Here is a 21405-nt window from a genome sequence, read left to right as displayed (position 1 = left end):
GCACTACATCTGAGTACAAGTGCTATTCCTTCTTTAAAGGTCGCTTTTTTAGTGCAAATATGGTATAATATTGCGCAAGAGGTTTATAATGAAAAAAAATGAAATGAATCCCTTTTTTGTATACTTATTTGTCGGGATTGCCTTTATAATCATGACTGTATTAGTTATTTTTCTTCAAAATAACCTAGTCACAATAGCGTGCTTATTTTTCTTGATGGTGGCATTTCTTTTGCTATTTTATTTTCAGAAGAAATCTTATCAGAAAACAGAAATTGAACAGATCCAGTACGTAAACCATCAGGCGGAAGATAGTTTAAGTTCACTTTTAGAACAGATGCCTGTTGGAGTTGTCAAGATAAACATGGAAAGTAGTGAGATTGAGTGGTTCAACCCCTACTCAGAGTTAATGTTGACAACGGAAGATGGAGAAATTGACCTTCCTCAAGTTCAAGAAATTATAAAAACATCCATATCTTCGCCTGGTATTTATGCTAATGTAGGAGAAAAACGTTATGCGGTGCATCTAGATAGAAATTCTGGTGTGCTTTACTTTTTCGATGTTTCTGGAGAGTACGAAGCCACAGTAGAATTGGTAACGAGTCGTCCTGTAATTGGTATAATTTCAGTAGATAATTATGATGATTTAGAGAACGAAACATCTGAATCAGATATCAGTCATATTAATAGTTTTGTCGCGAATTTTGTCGCAGAATTTACCGGAAAACATAAAATGTTTTCTCGTAGAGTGACCATGGATCGTTTTTACTTATTTACTGACTATACGGTATTGGAACATTTGATGCAGGAAAAGTTTTCTGTGATTGATACCTTCCGTGAAGAAGCAAAGCAGAGAGATTTAGCCTTAACCATGAGTATGGGCTTTTCATACGGTGATGGCGATCATGAGAGTATTGGTAAAGTTGCTTTATCCAATCTCAACCTTGCAGAAGTTCGGGGCGGAGACCAAGTCGTTGTAAAAGAAAACGATGAAACGAAGAATCCAATTTATTTTGGTGGTGGCTCTGCAGCTTCTATTAAGCGAACAAGAACACGTACTAGAGCAATGATGACGGCAATCTCTGAAAAATTGAAGAGTGTCGATTGTGTATTTATTGTTGGCCATAAAAACTTAGACATGGATGCTTTGGGATCTGCCGTCGGTATGCAATTGTTTTCTAGTAACGTCTTGGACGAAAGTTATGTAGTCTATGATCCAGAACAAATGTCTCCGGACATCCATCGTGCCATTCAATTTTTAGAAAATGAGGGAGTTACAAAACTTCTTCCTCTAAATCAGGCTATGGAAATGGTCACGAATCGTTCCTTGCTAGTGATGGTGGACCATTCAAAGACGGCCTTGACCTTGTCAAAAGAGTTTTATGATTTATTCACACAAACGATTGTTATTGACCATCATAGACGAGATCAGGATTTTCCAGAAAATGCTGTTATCACCTATATCGAGAGTGGGGCAAGTAGTGCGAGTGAGCTTGTAACCGAGTTGATTCAATTCCAGAACTCTAAGAAATCACGTTTAAGTCGTATCCAAGCTAGTGTTCTCATGGGTGGTATAATGCTGGATACTAAGAATTTCACCTCTCGCGTGACTAGCCGAACCTTTGACGTGGCAAGTTATCTAAGAACACGTGGTAGTGATAGTATTGTAATTCAAGAACTTGCGGCGACTGACTTTGAAGAGTATCGATTGGTTAATGAGCTAATCTTACAAGGACAGGCCGTACAACCTTCAATTCTTGTCGCTCAAGCCAAGGATACTAAGGAGTATGATACGGTAGTGATTAGCAAAGCAGCTGATACTATGTTAGCCATGTCTGGCATTGAAGCTAGCTTTGTCATTGCAAAAAACAGCCAAGGGGATATTTCCATTTCTGCAAGAAGTCGAAGTAAGATCAATGTGCAACGGATTATGGAAGAATTGGGTGGTGGAGGCCACTTCAACTTGGCAGCTGCTCGACTTGCAGATATGAGTCTGCAAGAAGCGGGTGATAAACTAAAAACCGTTATTTCTAATGAAATTAGAGAAAAGGAGACAGAAGAATGAAAGTAATCTTTTTAGCAGATGTAAAAGGAAAAGGGAAAAAAGGCGAGATCAAGGAAGTGCCAACAGGTTATGCGCAAAACTTTTTGATTAAGAAAAACCTTGCTAAAGAAGCGACTTCACAAGCAATTGGTGAGTTGCGCGGGAAGCAAAAATCTGAAGAAAAAGCACATGCTCAACTTCTTGCAGAAGCACAAGAAATTAAGGCGAAACTTGAAGCAGAAGAAACAATTGTTGAGTTTGTTGAAAAAGTTGGTCCAGATGGAAGAACTTTTGGTTCAATTACTAGCAAGAAAATTGCGGAAGAGCTCCAAAAACAATTTGGAATTAAAATTGATAAACGTCACATCCAAGTACAAGCGCCAATTCGAGCAGTTGGCTTGATTGATGTTCCAGTAAAAATTTATCAGGATGTAACTAGCGTCATCAATCTTCGTGTAAAAGAAGGCTAAGCTAGATTTGAGTAATGATTTTGTAAAAGGAAGGAAAATCTGATGGCAGAAGTAGAGGAACTACGAGTTCAGCCCCAGGATATTTTGGCAGAACAATCTGTATTGGGAGCTATATTTATCGATGAGAGTAAACTCGTATTTGTTCGAGAATATATTGACTCTCGAGACTTCTTTAAGTATGCTCACCGTTTGATTTTTCAAGCCATGGTTGATTTGTCAGATCGAGGCGAAGCCATTGATGCAACGACTGTTCGTACGATATTAGATGATCAAGGTGATTTGCAAAATATTGGTGGCTTGTCCTACCTTGTTGAGATTATCAACTCTGTACCAACCTCTGCAAATGCTGAATACTATGCAAAAATTGTAGCAGAGAAAGCCACGCTTCGTCGTTTGATTGCTAAGTTGACAGAGTCTGTAAACCAAGCTTATGAAGCCTCTAGCCCTGCAGATGAAATTATTGCTCAAGCAGAAAAAGGCTTGATAGATGTCAGTGAAAACGCAAATCGTAGTGGTTTTAGAAATATTCGAGACATTCTAAATCTTAACTTTGGAAACCTGGAAGTTCGATCGCAACAAACGTCGGATATTACGGGGATTGCAACTGGTTATCAAGATTTGGATCATATGACAACTGGTTTGCACGAGGAGGAGTTGATTATTCTTGCTGCTCGGCCTGCGGTTGGTAAAACTGCTTTTGCCTTGAATATTGCTCAAAATATTGGAACCAAACTTGACAAGACTGTTGCAATTTTCTCTCTCGAGATGGGGGCAGAGAGTTTGGTCGACCGTATGTTGGCTGCCGAAGGACTAGTAGAGTCTCATTCTATCCGTACAGGACAACTGACTGAAGAAGAATGGCGCAAATATACGATTGCTCAGGGGAATCTTGCTAAAGCAAGCATCTATATTGACGATACACCTGGAATCCGAATTACAGAGATTCGATCACGCGCCAGAAAATTGGCTCAGGAAACAGGAAATCTTGGATTGATCTTGATTGACTACCTGCAGCTAATCACAGGGACTGGTCGTGAAAATCGTCAACAAGAGGTTTCAGAGATTTCACGTCAGTTGAAAATTCTGGCCAAAGAATTAAAGGTGCCTGTAATTGCGCTAAGTCAGCTGTCACGTAGTGTTGAACAACGTCAAGATAAAAGACCGGTGCTATCAGATATTCGTGAGTCGGGATCTATCGAGCAAGATGCGGATATCGTAGCCTTTCTTTATCGTGACGACTATTATGAGCGTGGTGGCGAAGAAGAGGAAGGTCTTCCTAATAACAAAGTAGAAGTTATTATTGAGAAGAACCGTAGCGGGGCACGTGGAACGGTAGAATTGATTTTCCAAAAAGAGTATAACAAATTTTCAAGTATTTCCAAGAGAGAGGAACAAAGATGACAGATGCATTTACAGATGTAGCCAAGATGAAAAAAATCAAAGAAGAAATCAAGGCGCATGAAGGACAAGTAGTGGAAATGACCTTAGAAAATGGTCGTAAACGCCAAAAGAATCGCTTAGGAAAACTTATCGAAGTTTATCCATCACTCTTTATCGTTGAATTTGGAAATGTTGAAGGAGATAAACAAGCCAATGTCTATGTTGAATCCTTCACCTATTCTGATATTTTAACAGAAAAGAATTTGATTCACTATTTGGATTAAGGTTGAAAGTGGGAGTTTTCTCACTTTTTTCTTTTTCTTTCGAATGATATAAATGAGGTCAACCTCAAAAATTTATCTATTCGAAGGAGAATGAATGGCATTTAGTAAAAAGAGAACTTTGCTTAAAAGAACGACTGTGGGTACAGCTTCACTATTGTTAGCAGGAGCTTTTCTGTTTGGTGGCGGAACTGTTCATGCCAACCAGGCAAACAATGGATCGTTGGCACGTGGAGATGATTATCCTTATTATTATAAAAATGGAAGTCAAAATATTGATAAATGGCGTCTATACTCCAGACAGTGTACATCTTTTGCTGCTTTTCGATTAAGTAGTGTTAATGGATTTGAACTACCAGCTGCTTATGGGCATGCGAAAGAATGGGGCTATCGAGCTCAAAAAGAAGGATATCGTGTGGATCAGAGACCAGCGATTGGGGCTATTGCTTGGAGCACGAGGGGAACTCATGGTCACGTAGCTTGGGTTTCTAACGTGATTGGAGATATGGTTGAAATCGAGGAGTACAATTACGATTATACAGAAACGTATCATCGTAGGACGGTTAAAGCAAGTACTATGACTGGGTTCATTCATTTTAAAGATGTGGGGAATGCTAGTGTAGGAAATAATCAATCTGTACTAGCTTCTAGTGGAACTCACTACTTTACAGAAAAAGCAGCTATTATGAATCAGCCATCATTGACATCTACTATTATCGATTACTATGAACCTGGAATGAGTGTTCATTATGATCAAACACTTGAAAAGGATGGCTATAGATGGATTAGTTATATTTCACGAAGTGGGAACAGACGCTATATCCCGTTAAATAAAACAGAAACCTCTAAGAATGGATGGGAAAAACAGGGGACAACTTGGTATTACTATGAAAATGGGAAAGTCGCACTTGGTTGGAAAAAGATTAATGGAAGTTGGTACTATTTCCAAACCAATGGTTCCATGAGAACAGGTTGGTTAAAAGACGGTTCCAAGTGGTATTATCTGAAATCGTCTGGTGAAATGCAAACGGGATGGTTGAAGGACAAAGGCATTTGGTATTATCTTGAAAGCTCAGGAGCAATGAAGGCTAGTCAGTGGTTCCAGGTTTCAGGGAAATATTATTACGTGAACGCATCTGGAGAATTGGCAGTAGATACGACTATCGATGGTTTCCAAGTTGATAGCAATGGTGCGCGAGTTGAAAAAAATCCCAATAAGCCTTGACCGATAATCTAACTCTTAGCAATGGTATTTTTCCCTGCTTTCCTTTATAATGGGTGTATGGACAAGAAAAAATTATTATTGATTGATGGATCTTCAGTTGCTTTCCGGGCATTTTTTGCACTTTACCAGCAACTGGATCGTTTTAAAAATGACAATGGACTACATACCAATGCAATCTACGGATTTCATCTAATGTTAAATCACCTATTGGAACGCGTCCAGCCGAGCCATATTTTGGTTGCTTTTGATGCAGGGAAGACGACTTTCCGAACAGAGATGTATGCAGATTATAAAGGTGGACGTGCTAAGACACCGGATGAGTTTCGGGAACAATTCCCCTTCATTCGTGAGTTGCTAGACCATCTTGGAATTCGCCATTATGAGTTGGCTCAGTATGAGGCGGATGATATCATTGGAACTCTTGGTCGCTTAGCTGAAAATGAATCTTTTGATGTAACAATCGTCAGCGGAGATAAAGACTTAATCCAGCTGACGGATGAACATACAGTGGTTGAGATTTCTAAGAAAGGTGTGGCTGAGTTTGAGGCCTTTACACCAGAATATCTCATGGAAAAGATGGGAATCACACCAGCTCAGTTTATCGATCTCAAGGCACTCATGGGGGATAAGTCTGATAATATTCCTGGGGTGACCAAGATTGGTGAAAAGACTGGGATCAAGCTCTTGTTAGAACACGGATCGCTGGAAGGTATTTATGAAAATATCGATGGCATGAAGGCTTCCAAGATGAAGGAAAATCTTGTTAATGACAAGGAACAAGCCTTTTTGTCTAAAACACTGGCAACGATTGATACCAAGGCACCAATCGAGATTGGCCTAGATGACTTGGTCTATAGTGGTCCAGATGTTGAAAGTCTTGGGAAGTTCTACGATGAGATGGGCTTTAAGCAGCTCAAACAAGCCTTGAATGCTTCTCAGTCTAATCAAGCTGAGACATTAAATTTCACCATGGTGGACAAAGTGAGTGAAGAGATGTTGAGTGCCGACTCCATCTTCCACTTTGAACTTTTTGGTGAAAACTATCATACAGATGATTTGGTTGGTTTTGCTTGGTCTTGTGGAGATAAGCTCTATGCGACAGATAAGTTGGAACTTCTGCAAGATCCAATTCTTAAGGATTTTCTAGAAAAAACACCTCTGAAAGTTTATGATTTTAAGAAAGCTAAAGTCCTCTTAAATCGCTTTGGTTTGGACTTGCAGGCTCCTGCTTTTGACAGTCGCTTGGCCAAATACCTTCTCTCTACTGTCGAGAATAATGAAATTTCAACCATTGCTAGTCTCTACGGACAAACTTATTTGATGGATGATGAATCCTTCTACGGCAAGGGGGTCAAGAAAGCTATCCCTGAGAGAGATAAATTCTTGGAACACTTAGCTCGTAAGGTTGCTGTATTGGTGGAGACAGAGCCTGTCTTACTTGAAAAATTAAGTGAAAACGGGCAATTAGACCTCCTCTATGAGATGGAGCAGCCTCTGGCCTTTGTTCTTGCTAGGATGGAGATCGCTGGGATTAAGGTTAAAAAAGAAACCCTAGTCGAGATGCAGGCAGAAAATGAGCTTGTTATTGAAAAGCTAACTCAAGAGATTTATGAGCTAGCTGGTGAGGAATTTAATATTAACTCACCTAAACAGCTGGGGGAACTGCTTTTTGAAAAGTTAGGTCTTCCCCTCGAATACACCAAGAAAACCAAGACAGGTTATTCAACAGCAGTGGATGTGTTAGAGCGCCTTGCTCCTATTGCCCCAATCGTCAAGAAAATTTTAGATTATCGTCAGATTGCTAAGATACAGTCGACTTATGTGATTGGTTTGCAGGATTGGATTTTAGCTGATGGTAAGATTCATACTCGCTATGTGCAGGATTTGACTCAGACAGGGCGTCTATCTAGTGTCGATCCTAACTTGCAAAATATCCCGGTTCGGTTGGAACAAGGCCGCCTCATTCGTAAGGCTTTCGTGCCCGAGTGGGAAGATAGTGTCCTTCTCAGCTCTGACTATTCACAGATTGAGTTGCGAGTTTTGGCGCATATCTCTAAGGATGAACACTTAATTAAGGCCTTCCAAGAAGGAGCGGATATTCATACCTCGACAGCCATGCGTGTCTTTGGGATTGAACGTCCTGAGGATGTGACTCCGAATGACCGTCGCAATGCCAAGGCTGTCAACTTTGGAGTGGTTTACGGAATTTCAGACTTTGGTTTATCGAATAATCTCGGCATTAGCCGTAAAGAGGCGAAGGCCTATATCGATACCTACTTTGAACGCTTCCCAGGTATTAAAAACTACATGGATGAAGTGGTGCGTGAAGCGCGTGATAAGGGTTATGTAGAGACTCTCTTCAAACGTCGTCGTGAGTTGCCAGATATCAATTCGCGTAACTTTAACATTCGTGGTTTTGCGGAACGTACAGCTATCAACTCACCTATCCAAGGTTCGGCTGCAGATATTCTCAAAATTGCTATGATTCAGTTAGATAAAGCCTTGGTAGCAGGTGGTTATCAGACTAAGATGCTGTTACAAGTACACGATGAAATTGTACTTGAGGTGCCTAAGTTAGAATTAGCTGCTATTAAAAAACTTGTCAAACAAACCATGGAAGAAGCCATTCAACTCAGTGTGCCCCTGATTGCTGATGAAAATGAAGGCGTGACTTGGTATGAGGCCAAATAAAAAATAGACTATTAGACAAAAAGAAATCCCCTTGAGCGTTATTGTTCAAAGGGATTTTTATTTCAGGAAAAAAACAAAAGTGGAACTATCTGGCAAATAGTAGAGATTATTTGACTTGTTTCTTTTGTTCTTTTTTGGCAAGTATTGGTAGAATAACACCTAAACCAATCAGAATAATTGGGGTCAAGATGTTTGTAAGAAGAGAGAATTGCCAAGCAGTTGGATTCTCAGCATAGTTAATTTTTGGAACCATACCTAGGATACAAGCAAATGCAGTGAAGAGGAAGCACCAAGTACCGATAATAAAGCCAAGCTTAGGATTGTTCACAAACTTGTATTCGGCATTTTTGTATGTTTTCCAAGCGCGATTGAGCATCATATAGGCAAGGAATACCCAGAGATAACGCATTGGCATTACGATAGAATTGAGGTTGGTCATCCATTTTACAAGTCCGTCAATTTCCTGAATACCAAAAATTGGAAGGATGATGATAAGGCTAACGAGGACGCCTGTAAGGAGGTAACCGTTAATGAGGATACCTTTTTCAGTACGTTTACGAAGCCAGCTTGGGATGTAGTTTTCGTCAGCGTTATTGAGTAGGATTTGCAATGGTGCATCGATAGAGAAGGCAAGTGCCGCGATTTGCCCGACCATGTTTGTAAGAGCATAGATTACGACAAAGAGGTTTCCAACGCCCCAATAATTTCCTAACATTTGGAAGGCTTGATAAGCACCATTACGCATGAGGTCTTCAGGGATATTATTGCCATCAAATAGCATTCCCATGGCAACAGAACCGAGGATAGCAGAGAGACCGACCATGATGGCCATCACAATCATACCTTTAGGAAATTCTTTCGCAGGGTTGCGGGTTTGATTCACGTAAGGGGAAATTTTTTCACAACCACCAACTGCAAAGACCAGTAGTGAGATGGTTGTAAAATAAGAAAAATCAAAGTTTGGAATGTAGGTGCTTAGTTGATCCATGTGTGGTGTCGCAAACTGGATGTCTGGTTTGATGAAAGGTAGACCGACAGCCAAAAGCACAAAGAGTAAAGACATGATTAACATGGCACTTCCTGCCAAACTACCAATGACTTTAAGAGTTGTCAAACCTTTTGTAGAAAGGTAGAGGAAAAGTCCAAAGATTAGTAAGCAGAGAATAACAATCCAGTGGATGTCAATTTGTTTTAGAAACTGTCCGTTACCTTGCAAGGCCCATCCGAGCGGGATTAGGATTCCTTGAGGCTTTTGTGCGAGGTAAGGAATGTGAACAACCCAGTATGTCCAAGCAGCAAAGTAAGCTAGACGTTTGGTTGATGTTTTTTCAACCCAGTCACTAACACCGCTACCGCTTTCCTTGAAGGTAGAACCGAGTTGTCCGACGATGAGTGAGTATGGGATGAAGTAAAGCGCGAGGATTAAAATCCAAGATACGACGACTGAAATTCCCTGTTGAGAATAGTTATTGACGACGTTTCCTAGCCCCCAAACCATGTTGAAGGCAATCAGAGAAACCATCAGCCAATTCAGTTGGTGTTGATCTTTTTTCATAATGTCTCCTTTTCTGATAATTTCAGTATATCATGTTTTTTGAAAGCGCCTAACAAAATTTTAAATTTACTATAAAAAATGTAAAAACTAGCTAACAGATAGGGAGTAGGGCTTGTTGGTTGAGAAAAGGTTATCCACAACGTGTGGATAACTCAAGGTGTCAACAACAACTGTCTCTTTCTAGTTTTGATGTGAGAAGTGGAGATAAAATTGATAGAATGGAAAACAATGAAGTCTTTGTAAACCTTGGTATAACAAGATTTGCAGACTGTGTTCGGTTGTAAATCCTATAGACTTGGATTGGAAAACATTTTGGAAAAACTTGAAACTATTTTCCAAAGAAAAGTTGAAAGTTATTCACAGCTTGTGGAAAACTTTATATGGATAAGAAAACCCCTTTGTGCATGACAAAGGGATTTGATCTATTAGTGCTTCGGTAACCAGCTGAGGGTAAAGTCAAGAGTCTTGGCATTGAGCAGTTCCTGATGGCTGATGCTTTGTTTTTCTTTCCCGTCCAGTAGACAGTTTTGGACAAAGTGGAAGTGTTCATGATTCTGTTGAGTACGAATATCAAGCCATTTATCTTCTTGGGCTAGATAGACACGAAGGTGGTCAAAGTACGGAATTCCAAGGTCATAACTTGCTTTTCCTGGGCAAGTTGGGTAAAGTCCGAGAGCAGACCACACATACCAAGCCGATAGACTGCCATTATCCTCATCTCCTGGATAAGCATCCCAGCCAGCTCGAAAGGCCTTTTGACGGAGAGTCTTGATCAAAAGACTGGTATATTGGGGAACATTACTATAGCGGAAAAGATAAGGGATGTGGAAACTTGGTTGGTTTGAAATGGCTAGTTGACCAAATGGCGCTGTTGCCATCTCACTCATCTCATGGATTTCATAGCCATAGCCCGTCGTTTCAAAGAGTGGGAGACTTTGACAAGCTTTCAAAAGATAGTTGCTAAAAGCTTCTTTTCCACCCATTAGTTGGCTAAGTCCAGAAATGTCATGCAAGACACCCAGACTGGCTTGAACGGCTGAACACTCAGCGTAGTCACGGCCCCAACTATAAGGAGAAAAGTCAGGACGGAAGTTTCCATCTACATCACGCGCCCTCATATAGCCTGTCTCAGGGTCAAATAGATTTTGATAATTCTTAGAATAGTGGGCATAGGTTTGGGCTAGCTCTTCTTGCCCTAATTTTGCTGCACAAGTAGAGATACAAAAGTCACTGTATGCATAGTCTAGTGTGTGACTGACACTTTCATGATAATCTGTGGATAAGTAGCCGATTTCTTGGTATTGAGAAAGGCCATGGCGTCCGTTGATGGCTTTTGGATCTGACTTGGTCGCAGTTTCGATCATGGCTTTGAGAAATTCTTCTTCAAGCTCAGGCGCCATGTCTTTGCAAGCACTATCTGCTAGTACACCATCAATCAAAGTACCAGGCATCATTCCTCGTTCGTCAGGAGCAAGCCACTTAGGGAGATAGCCCGTGTCGCGGTAGCTATTAAGGAAACCCTCAAGAAATTGGTGATAGTATTCCGGAATAATCAAGGCAAAGAGTGGGAATGAAGTGCGGAAGGTATCCCAAAAACCATTGTTGGTGAAGAGTAGACCAGGCTTGATCGTTCCTGAAGCAAGGTCCATATGAATATTCTCGTCCTGCTCATTCACCTCATAGAAGGTTTGCGGGAAAAGAAAGAGTCTGTAAAGACAGTGGTCAAAAAATGTTCGATCTACTGGTCCAGTTTCCACGACATCAAAACGGCCCAGAAGGTCTTCCCAACTTTCTTTGGCGTTTGTTTTTGTCTCTTCAAAATTCTGTTTAGGAAGATTAAAGAGAGCTTGTTCTTTGGAAATAAAGGAAGTCGCTAGTTGAACCTGAGCTTCCGCTCCAGCCAAATCAATCCGCCAGTCCTGTTCCTCTTGCTTGATAGATAAGATTTCTACTGAAAATGCGAGGGCAGTGAACATGACGAGAGAACTTTTGTTGGTTTCGGTTAATCCGCTTTGGCGAAGATTCAGAGTTTGCTTATCCACTTGATCCACTGTCAAATCATCATTCGCATGCAGATAGATGGATAGGGATTTTCCTTGTATCTGTCTTAGTTGAATAGAAGCTCCATAGCATGTAGGAGTTAACTGAGTTTCAATCTGATAACGCTCAGAAAAAATTCTGAGATAATGGGGATTGAAAATAGCACGATCAAGGTTATAGGAAGACTGACGATGGAAGAGCGTGTCGCCGCTAATTTCTCCTGCAACAGGAGTCAGTAGCAACCAAGAATAATCGCCAATCCAAGGACTAGGCTGGTGGGTTAGTCGAATGCCCTGAAATATGGGAAGATGGGGATCAAAAAACCAAGATCCTTCCTGATCACTGGTTTGTGGAACAAAGTAATTCATCCCAAAAGGCACTCCAGTATATGGTAGTGTGTTTCCTCGTGAAAATGCATGTTTACTGGCTGTTCCAAAACGCGTATCGATGCTTTCAAGTATAGGTTTCATAGAATATCCTTTAGTCGTTTTCTACATTATATCAGAAAATTTAGCCTTTAGAAAAGGAGTTTTAAATATAACAATTTTGTAGAAAAATGACTATCATTTGTGTATATATTTTCTGGGCTAAAAGCTATATACTGAAAATGAAAATCTGTTTGAAAGAGGCAAAATAGTTTATGGTTTATTCTAAAGAAATCGTTAGAGAATGGTTGGACCAAGTAGCGGAGCGTGCTAAAGATCATCCTGAATGGGTAGATATTTTTGAACGTTGCTATACAGACACTTTAGACAATACAGTTGAAATCTTAGACGACGGCTCAACTTTTGTATTGACTGGAGATATCCCAGCTATGTGGCTTCGTGACTCAACTGCTCAGCTGAGACCTTACCTCCATGTGGCTAAAAGAGACCCTCGTTTGCGTCAGACCATTGCTGGTTTGGTCAAACGACAGATGACCTTGATTCTCAAAGATCCTTATGCCAACTCTTTCAATATTGAGGAGAACTGGAAGGGGCACCACGAGACCGACTACACCGATTTGAATGGCTGGATTTGGGAGCGCAAGTATGAAGTAGACTCACTTTGCTATCCCTTGCAGTTGGCTTATCTTCTGTGGAAAGAAACAGGTGAAACTAGCCAATTTGATGAAACCTTTGTTACAGCGACTAAGGAAATCCTTCATCTCTGGACGGTTGAACAAGACCACAAGAACTCACCTTATCGCTTTGTTCGTGATACCGATCGTAAGGAAGATACCTTGGTAAATGACGGCTTTGGTCCTGACTTTGCCGTGACAGGAATGACTTGGTCAGCCTTCCGTCCAAGTGATGACTGCTGTCAGTATAGCTATTTGATTCCGTCAAATATGTTTGCAGTGGTTGTCTTGGGTTATGTCCAGGAAATCTTTGCAGAATTGAATCTAGCTGATAGTGAAAGCATCATTGCTGATGCTAAACGTCTGCAAGCTGAAATCCAAGAAGGGATCGAAAATTACGCCTACACGACTAACAGCAAGGGCGAGAAGATCTATGCCTTTGAAGTAGACGGTTTAGGAAATGCTAGCATCATGGACGACCCTAACGTACCAAGTTTGTTAGCTGCTCCATATCTTGGTTATTGTGATGTCAATGACGAAGTGTATCAAGCAACTCGTCGCACCATTCTCAGCCCTGAAAATCCATACTTCTACCAAGGAGAATACGCTAGCGGTCTCGGAAGCTCTCATACCTTCTATCGTTATATCTGGCCGATTGCCCTATCAATTCAAGGCTTAACAGCTACAGATAAAGCTGAGAAAAAATACTTGCTAGACCAACTAGTTGCCTGCGATGGCGGAACAGGTGTTATGCATGAAAGCTTCCACGTAGATGATCCGACTCTCTACTCTCGTGAATGGTTCTCATGGGCCAACATGATGTTCTGCGAATTGGTCTTGGATTACCTAGATATTCGCTAATACTCTTCGAAAATCAAATTCAAACCACGTCAGCTTAACCTTGCCGTACTCAAGTAAAGCCTGCGGCTAGCTTCCTAGTTTGCTCTTTGATTTTCATTGAGTATAAGGAGTACGTTTTCGCTCAACTGATTCTTGGAAAGAATCACAAATTTACATTTAAAACGTTAACAATAAAAATTTAAATTTAGAATGAGGTTTTACTTCATGGAAAATGTTGTTGTACATATTATCTCTCACAGTCACTGGGATCGTGAGTGGTATCTACCTTTTGAAAGTCACCGTATGCAATTGGTGGAACTTTTTGACAATCTTTTTGATCTTTTTGAAAATGATCCTGAGTTCAAGAGCTTCCACCTAGATGGGCAAACCATTGTCCTTGATGACTATTTAGAAATTCGCCCTGAAAACCGTGACAAGGTTCAGCGCTATATCGACGAAGGCAAATTGAAGATTGGTCCTTTCTATATCTTGCAGGATGACTACTTGATTTCCAGTGAAGCGAACGTCCGCAATACCTTGATTGGACAAGCGGAATGTGCTAAATGGGGCAAATCAACTCAAATCGGCTACTTCCCAGATACCTTTGGAAATATGGGGCAGGCTCCTCAAATCCTTCAAAAATCAGGGATTCACGTAGCAGCCTTTGGTCGCGGTGTGAAGCCAATCGGATTTGACAACCAAGTCCTCGAAGATGAGCAATTTACCTCTCAATTTTCAGAGATGTACTGGCAAGGAGCTGATGGTAGCCGTGTACTCGGTATTCTTTTTGCTAACTGGTACAGTAACGGGAATGAAATTCCAGTGGATAAAGACGAGGCTTTGACTTTCTGGAAGCAAAAATTAGCAGACGTCCGTGACTATGCATCGACCAACCAATGGTTGATGATGAACGGCTGTGACCACCAGCCTGTACAGAGAAATATTAGTGAAGCCATTCGTGTGGCAAATGAACTCTTCCCTGACGTGACCTTTATTCATAGCTCCTTTGATGAATATGTGCAAGCAGTGGAAAGTGCACTTCCTGAAAACCTATCAACGGTTACAGGCGAGTTGACCAGTCAGGAAACAGATGGCTGGTATACTCTTGCCAACACTTCTTCATCCCGCATTTACCTCAAACAAGCCTTCCAAGAAAACAGCAATTTGCTAGAGCAAGTGGTGGAACCCTTGACCATTATCACTGGTGGCCATAACCACAAGGATCAATTAACCTATGCTTGGAAGACCCTCTTGCAAAATGCGCCACACGATAGTATCTGTGGATGCAGTATCGACGAGGTCCACCGAGAAATGGAAACTCGTTTTGCTAAGGTCAATCAAGTCGGGAATTTTGTCAAGAGCAACCTTCTTAATGAGTGGAAACACAAAATAGCAACTCACGAAGCGCAAAGCGATCACCTCTTCACCGTTGTTAACACAGCTTTACATGACAAGGTTGATACTGTCAGTGTTGTGGTGGATGTTGCCACTTGTGATTTCAAAGAATTGCATCCGACAGAAGGCTACAAGAAAATGGCAGCCGTGACCTTGCCAGAGTACCATGTTGAAGATTTGGATGGTCATGTCCTTGAAGCGAAGATTGAAGACTTGGGAGCAAGTTTTGGTTATACTTTGCCAAAGGATAAGTTCCGTCAACCTTATATCGCTCGTCAAGTGCGCGTGACAATCCCAGTTCATCTTGCTCCACTTTCTTGGGCTAGTTTCCAATTGGTTGAAGGCCAAGTAGAATACCGAGATGGTATTTATCAAAATGGGGTTATTGATACACCGTTTGTAACTGTGAGTGTAGATGAAGGAATCACAGTCTATGACAAGACTACAAATGAAGCTTACGAAGACTTTATCCGCTTTGAAGACCGTGGAGATATCGGAAACGAGTATATTTACTTCCAACCAAAAGGTACTGAGCCAATCTATGCTAAATTGAAAGGATACGAAGTCTTAGAAAACAATGCTCGCTATGCTAAGGTATTGCTCAAACATGACTTGACGATTCCAGTCAGTGCAGATGAAAAATTGGATGCTGAACAAAGAGGTATTATCGAGTTCATGAAACGAGATGCAGGTCGTTCAGAAGAGTTGACAACCATTCCTCTTGAAACTGAGATGACCATCTTTGTGGATAATCCACAGATTCGTTTTAAAACTCGTTTTACCAATACTGCAAAGGATCACCGAATTCGTCTCTTGGTGAAAACTCACAACACTCGTCCAAGCAATGATTCTGAAAGCATCTATGAAGTTGTGACAAGACCAAATAAACCAGCAGCTTCTTGGGAAAATCCTGAAAATCCACAACACCAACAAGCCTTTGTCAGCTTGTATGATGATGTCAAAGGAGTGACCGTATCCAATAAAGGATTGCACGAGTATGAAATCCTTGGAGATGACACTATGGCTGTAACTCTTCTTCGTGCTTCAGGCGAACTCGGTGACTGGGGCTACTTCCCAACACCGGAAGCTCAGTGTTTGCGTGATATCGAAGTTGAGTTTGCAGTAGAGTTCCACCAAGCAGGCGAACGCTTCTCAGCTTTCCGTCGCGCCAAAGCCTTCCAGGTGCCATTTACAGCTCTTCAAGTCGCAAAACAAGAGGGTAGTGTTGCCGCAACGGGTAGCCTCTTTAACCATGCGGCACTGAACTTACCACAAGTCTGCCCAACGGCATTTAAGGTGGCTGAGAATGAAGAAGGTTATGTCCTTCGTTACTACAATATGAGTCAAGAAAATGTTCGCGTTTCTGAAAAACAACAAGCCATTCTTGACTTGCTGGAACGCCCATACCCAGTTCATTCAGGACTATTGGCACCACAGGAAATTCGCACAGAATTCATTCAAAAAGAAGAAATTTAATTTCAAATAGTAAACAGAAACAGAAAGGAGGAGCGAAGAAGTAAGAACCAACTGCGGACTCGCTCCTTTTTGCAGGTAAAAGCAATGACCATTGCAACGATTGATATCGGAGGGACTGGGATTAAGTTTGCTAGTCTCACTCCTGATGGAAAGATTTTAGATAAGGCCAGCACCCCAACTCCAGAAACTCTAGAAGATTTGTTGGCTTGGTTGAACAAGCGATTGTCAGAACGTGGCTACCGTGGGATTGCCATGAGTGTGCCAGGGGCTGTTAATCAAGAAACAGGAGTGATTGAGGGGATTAGTGCCATTCCTTACATTCATGGATTTTCATGGTACCAGGCCCTTGCTCATCACCAACTCCCTGTCCATCTAGAAAATGATGCTAACTGTGTTGGACTCAGTGAACTGCTGGCTCATCCTGAGATTGAAAATGCAGCCTGCGTCGTGATTGGTACAGGGATCGGTGGAGCCATGATTATCAATGGCAAAATTCACCGTGGTCGCCATGGCTTGGGTGGAGAGTTTGGTTACATGACAACTATCGAACCAGCAGAAAACCTCAATAACTGGTCACAACTAGCTTCTACAGGAAACATGGTTCGGTACGTGATTGAGCAATCTGGTCAGACTGACTGGGATGGCCGAAAGGTTTACCAAGAGGCTGCAGCAGGCAATGCCCTTTGCCAAGAAGCCATTGAGCGGATGAATCGTAATCTTGCTCAAGGATTACTCAATATCCAGTATCTAATCGACCCAGATGTCATTAGCCTAGGTGGCTCTATCAGTCAGAACCCAGATTTTATCAAAGGGGTGCAAAAAGCGGTAGACGTCTTTGTGGAAAGATATGAAGAGTATACAATTGCGCCAGTCATCCAAGCCTGCACCTATCAGGCAGATGCCAATCTCTACGGTGCCCTTGTCAACTGGTTACAGGAGGAGAACCAATGGTAATTTTTACAGGACTTAGTTCCAAACAAGCACAAGCTATTGAAGTATTAAAAAATCACATTTCCCTACCAGATGTAGAAGTGGCAGTCGCTCAGTCTGATCAAGCCTCTATCTCTATCAAGGGTGAGAGTGGAAACTATCAATTGACTTATGACAAACCTCACCAACTCTACCGCGCCGTATCCGTTCTAGCAACAGCTTTAGCAGAAGGTGATAAGGTAGAGATTGAAGAGCAGGCAGCCTATGAAGAATTAGCCTACATGGCAGATTGTTCCCGAAACGCTGTTTTGAATGTTGCATCTGCCAAGCAGATGATTGAGGTCTTAGCTCTCATGGGCTACTCAACTTTTGAACTCTACATGGAAGATACCTATCAAATCGAAGGACAACCTTACTTTGGCTATTTCCGCGGAGCATACTCAGCTGAAGAGTTACAGGAAATTGAAGCCTACGCCCAACAGTTGGATATGACTTTTGTTCCTTGTATTCAGACCTTGGCTCACTTGTCAGCCTTTGTTAAATGGGGTGTCAAAGAAGTCCAGCAACTCCGTGATGTTGAGGACATTCTCCTTATCGGAGAAGAAAAGGTTTATGACCTGATTGACGGCATGTTTGCGACCCTGTCTAAACTACAAACTCGCAAGGTCAATATCGGAATGGACGAAGCCCACTTGGTTGGTTTGGGACGCTACCTCATCCTGAACGGCGTTGTTGACCGTAGTCTTCTTATGTGCCAACACTTGGAGCGCGTGCTGGATATTGCAGACAAGTATGGTTTCCACTGCCAGATGTGGAGCGATATGTTCTTCAAGCTCATGTCAGCAGATGGCCAGTATGACCGTGATGTGGAGATTCCAGAGGAAACTCGCATTTATCTAGACCGTCTAAAAGACCGTGTGACTTTGGTTTACTGGGATTACTATCAGGATAGCGAAGAAAAATACAACCGGAACTTCCGCAACCACCACAAAATTAGCCAGGATATCGCCTTTGCAGGTGGTGCTTGGAAGTGGATTGGTTTCACGCCTCATAACCATTTCAGCCGTCTCATCGCAGTCGAAGCCAATAAAGCCTGCCGTGCTAATCAGATCAAAGAAGTCATTGTGACGGGTTGGGGAGATAATGGTGGTGAAACAGCCCAGTTCTCTATTCTGCCAAGCCTACAAATCTGGGCAGAACTCAGCTACCGCAACGATTTAGAGCGTTTGTCAGCCCATTTCAAGACCAATACAGGTCTATCCGTTGAGGACTTTATGCAGCTTGACCTGGCCAACCTCTTACCAGATCTACCAGGAAATCTCAGTGGGATTAACCCCAACCGCTATGTCTTTTATCAAGATGTTCTTTGCCCAATTCTTGATAAGCACATGACACCTGAACAGGACAAACCACACTTTGCGAATGCTGCGAAGACTCTTTCAGAAATCAAAGACAAAGCAGGTATCTACGCCTATCTCTTTGAAACTCAGGCCCAGTTAAATGCTATTTTAAGCAAAAAAGTGGATGTAGGACGACGCATTCGTCAAGCCTATCAAGTAGATGATAAAGACAGCTTGAAACAAATCGCCAGAGAAGAATTGCCAAAACTCAGAAGTGAGATTGAAAACTTCCACAAACTCTTTAGCCAGCAATGGTTGAAAGAAAACAAGGTCTTTGGCTTGGATACCGTGGATATCCGTATGGGTGGACTCTTACAACGGATCAAGCGTGCAGAAAGCCGTATCGAGGCTTATTTGGCTGGTCAAATTGACCGCATCGAAGAATTAGAAGTCGAAATTCTTCCATTTACTGACTTCTACGCAGATAAGGATTTCGCAGCCACAACAGCTAACCAGTGGCATACCATTGCAACAGCTTCAACCATTTATACGACATAAAGATTAGAACACCCTGCATGAAGCAAGATGTTTCTCGTGAAACACACTTCTTATATAAAAAAGTTCTCCACATAAAATAATTTGTGGAGTTTTTTCTATAATTTGTAGTTTAAACTGTCCTAAAAATAAGAGTATACTATTTTTGTAAACGTTATCAAGTCTAAAAAATGTGAGATTATGAAGTTTTAGAAAATAAAAAGGGAGGAAATTATGAACAAGTTTTCAAAAACTTTAAGAGATAATTGGATTTTTCTCTTAATGGTTCTACCAGGAACAATTTGGTTGATTTTATTCTTCTACATTCCAGTTTTTGGGAATGTGGTTGCCTTCAAAGACTACCATATGACTGGTGAAGGATTCGTCCACAGTATTATAAACAGTAGATGGGTCGGACTAGATAACTTTAAATTCTTGTTTAGTTCCAAAGATGCCTTTGTCATCACTCGAAACACTGTACTTTACAACCTTGGATTTATCTTTCTCGGTTTGGTTGTGTCAGTTGGTATCGCCATTATCCTTAGTGAACTTCGCTCTAAGCAAATGGTTAAAATCTACCAAACATCTATGTTGTTCCCTTACTTCCTATCTTGGGTTATCATCAGTTTCTTTACAGATGCTTTCCTAAACATCGATAAAGGGCTTATCAACCACACCTTAGAAGCTCTTGGAATGAAGGGTATTAACTTCTACGCTGATGTAAGTATTTGGCCTTACCTCCTCCTCTTCCTAGGTATCTGGAAAGGCTTTGGATATAGTAGTGTTATGTACTACGCAACTATCATGGGTATTGACCCAACTTACTACGAAGCAGCGACAGTGGATGGTGCTAGCAAATGGCAACGTATCCGTAACGTAACTATTCCTCAGTTGACACCGCTTGTGACAGTATTGACTATCCTTGCAGTCGGAAACATCTTCCGTGCAGACTTCGGTCTTTTCTACCAAATCCCTCACAACGCTGGTCAGCTCTATAGTGTAACAAACGTATTGGACGTTTATGTCTTTAACGGATTGACCCAAACAGCAGATATCGGTATGGCGTCAGCAGCCGGTCTCTATCAGTCAGTCGTCGGTTTGATTCTCGTTGTCCTATCAAACTTACTTGCAAGACGTGTTGATCCTAACTCAGCACTATTCTAGAAAGGAGGAGCATATGGCAAAAAAAATTCAAAAAGAAAAAATTGATAATGTTGGCATACACTCCTTCAGCAAAAAAGCAGATATCTTCTTTAGTATCATATCTGGTTTGCTGGCCTTCTCTTGTATCTTGCCTTTCATCTTCGTAATCATTATCTCAATTACAGACGAAAAAAGTATTGTTCAATATGGATATAGCTTCTTCCCATCGAAGTTTGGTGTAGATGGATTCCAGTTCTTGGCTCAGTTCAAGGACAAGATTCTACAAGCGCTCTTTATCTCAGGTTTTGTGACAGTTGTAGGTACGTTGACAAACGTATTCATCACAACAACCTACGCTTATGCCATCTCACGTTCAACATTTAAGTATCGCAAATTCTTTACAATCTTCGCTCTTCTTAGTATGTTGTTCAATGCTGGTTTGGTACCAGGCTATATCGTGGTAACTCAGTTACTTCACTTGGGTGATACTATTTGGGCCTTGATTGTTCCGATGCTTCTATCACCATTCAACATCATGTTGATGCGGTCTTTCTTCAAGAAAACCATCCCAGAAGCAATCCTCGAATCAGCTCGTATCGATGGAGCTAGCGAGGCGCGGATCTTCTTCCAAATCTGTTTACCACTCTCTCTTCCAGGGATTGCGACTATCACACTTTTGACAGCGCTTGGGTTCTGGAATGACTGGTTTAATGCCCTACTTTACATCAAGAGTGACAACTTGTATCCATTGCAATATTTGCTCATGCAAATTCAAAACAACATGGATTATATTGCTAAGTCAGTTGGTATGTCAGGACAACTTGCGGTTGCCCTACCAAAAGAAACAGGTCGTATGGCCATGGTCGTAGTTGCGACTGTTCCAATTGCGATTCTCTATCCATTCTTCCAACGCTACTTTGTAAAAGGTTTAACTATCGGTGGTGTTAAAGAATAAGAGACGCTGAGAAACAAGCTTTCTCTACCCTATCTAACTTTTCTTTGTT

At 41.5% G+C, this 21405-nt stretch carries 14 protein-coding genes; 12 read left to right on the top strand and 2 right to left on the bottom strand.

Annotated features, from left to right (window positions below; all coding sequences use genetic code 11):
• The first annotated feature begins 88 nt into the window (after positions 1 to 88).
• The 6 genes from AC3E9F_RS06785 (at position 89) to polA (ending at position 8088) form a co-directional block, all read left to right on the top strand.
• A complete protein-coding gene (locus AC3E9F_RS06785) occupies positions 89 to 2062 on the top strand; it encodes a DHH family phosphoesterase (protein WP_263394180.1) in 1974 nt (657 codons plus the stop codon).
• The gene (gene rplI / locus AC3E9F_RS06780) at positions 2059 to 2511 is read left to right on the top strand and encodes a 50S ribosomal protein L9 (protein ID WP_049494446.1); all 453 of its coding nucleotides are present in this window, start codon (positions 2059 to 2061) and stop codon (positions 2509 to 2511) included. The genes AC3E9F_RS06785 and rplI overlap by 4 nt, the downstream gene beginning before the upstream one ends.
• Before the next feature lie 42 nt (positions 2512 to 2553).
• Complete coding sequence (gene dnaB / locus AC3E9F_RS06775) at positions 2554 to 3912, top strand: replicative DNA helicase (protein WP_251938711.1); 1359 nt, start codon at positions 2554 to 2556, stop codon at positions 3910 to 3912.
• Positions 3909 to 4175, top strand: coding sequence for a Veg family protein (locus AC3E9F_RS06770; protein WP_000128621.1), 267 nt, complete (start codon positions 3909 to 3911; stop codon positions 4173 to 4175). The genes dnaB and AC3E9F_RS06770 overlap by 4 nt, the downstream gene beginning before the upstream one ends.
• A gap of 94 nt (positions 4176 to 4269) precedes the next feature.
• Positions 4270 to 5397, top strand: coding sequence for an N-acetylmuramoyl-L-alanine amidase family protein (locus tag AC3E9F_RS06765; protein ID WP_490672948.1), 1128 nt, complete (start codon positions 4270 to 4272; stop codon positions 5395 to 5397).
• 57 nt (positions 5398 to 5454) lie between these two features.
• Positions 5455 to 8088, top strand: a complete 2634-nt coding sequence (gene polA, locus AC3E9F_RS06760; protein ID WP_263394178.1) for a DNA polymerase I — start codon at positions 5455 to 5457, stop codon at positions 8086 to 8088.
• 106 nt (positions 8089 to 8194) lie between these two features.
• On the opposite strand, the gene AC3E9F_RS06755 is transcribed toward polA, so the two are convergent.
• Both AC3E9F_RS06755 and AC3E9F_RS06750 read right to left on the bottom strand, forming a co-directional pair.
• Positions 8195 to 9643, bottom strand: coding sequence for an APC family permease (locus tag AC3E9F_RS06755; RefSeq protein WP_263394177.1), 1449 nt, complete (start codon positions 9641 to 9643; stop codon positions 8195 to 8197).
• Between the two features lie 425 nt (positions 9644 to 10068).
• Complete coding sequence (locus tag AC3E9F_RS06750) at positions 10069 to 12153, bottom strand: GH92 family glycosyl hydrolase (protein WP_263394176.1); 2085 nt, start codon at positions 12151 to 12153, stop codon at positions 10069 to 10071.
• 170 nt (positions 12154 to 12323) lie between these two features.
• On the opposite strand from AC3E9F_RS06750, the gene AC3E9F_RS06745 reads away from it, so the two are divergent.
• From AC3E9F_RS06745 to AC3E9F_RS06720, 6 genes are all read left to right on the top strand, one after another.
• Entirely contained in the window at positions 12324 to 13604 is a 1281-nt protein-coding gene (locus tag AC3E9F_RS06745) for a glycoside hydrolase family 125 protein (protein ID WP_263394175.1), read from the top strand.
• Positions 13605 to 13808: 204 nt separating this feature from the next.
• Positions 13809 to 16454 carry an alpha-mannosidase gene (locus AC3E9F_RS06740; RefSeq protein ID WP_263394174.1) on the top strand — a complete coding sequence of 882 codons (2646 nt, stop codon included), beginning with the start codon at positions 13809 to 13811 and terminating at the stop codon, positions 16452 to 16454.
• Between the two features lie 84 nt (positions 16455 to 16538).
• On the top strand, positions 16539 to 17408 hold the full coding sequence (locus tag AC3E9F_RS06735; protein WP_490672947.1) for an ROK family protein: 870 nt from the start codon (positions 16539 to 16541) through the stop codon (positions 17406 to 17408).
• A complete protein-coding gene (locus tag AC3E9F_RS06730; RefSeq protein ID WP_490672946.1) occupies positions 17402 to 19282 on the top strand; it encodes a beta-N-acetylhexosaminidase in 1881 nt (626 codons plus the stop codon). Before AC3E9F_RS06735 ends, AC3E9F_RS06730 begins: the two co-directional genes overlap by 7 nt.
• Positions 19283 to 19492: 210 nt before the next feature.
• A complete protein-coding gene (locus AC3E9F_RS06725; protein WP_263394171.1) occupies positions 19493 to 20422 on the top strand; it encodes an ABC transporter permease in 930 nt (309 codons plus the stop codon).
• 13 nt (positions 20423 to 20435) lie between these two features.
• Positions 20436 to 21356 carry a carbohydrate ABC transporter permease gene (locus AC3E9F_RS06720; RefSeq protein ID WP_263394170.1) on the top strand — a complete coding sequence of 307 codons (921 nt, stop codon included), beginning with the start codon at positions 20436 to 20438 and terminating at the stop codon, positions 21354 to 21356.
• Positions 21357 to 21405: the final 49 nt, after the last annotated feature.

This window comes from Streptococcus sp. SCPM-O-B-15277 (M60) (genome assembly GCF_058200335.1).
This window is presented reverse-complemented; position numbering and strand designations above follow the sequence as displayed.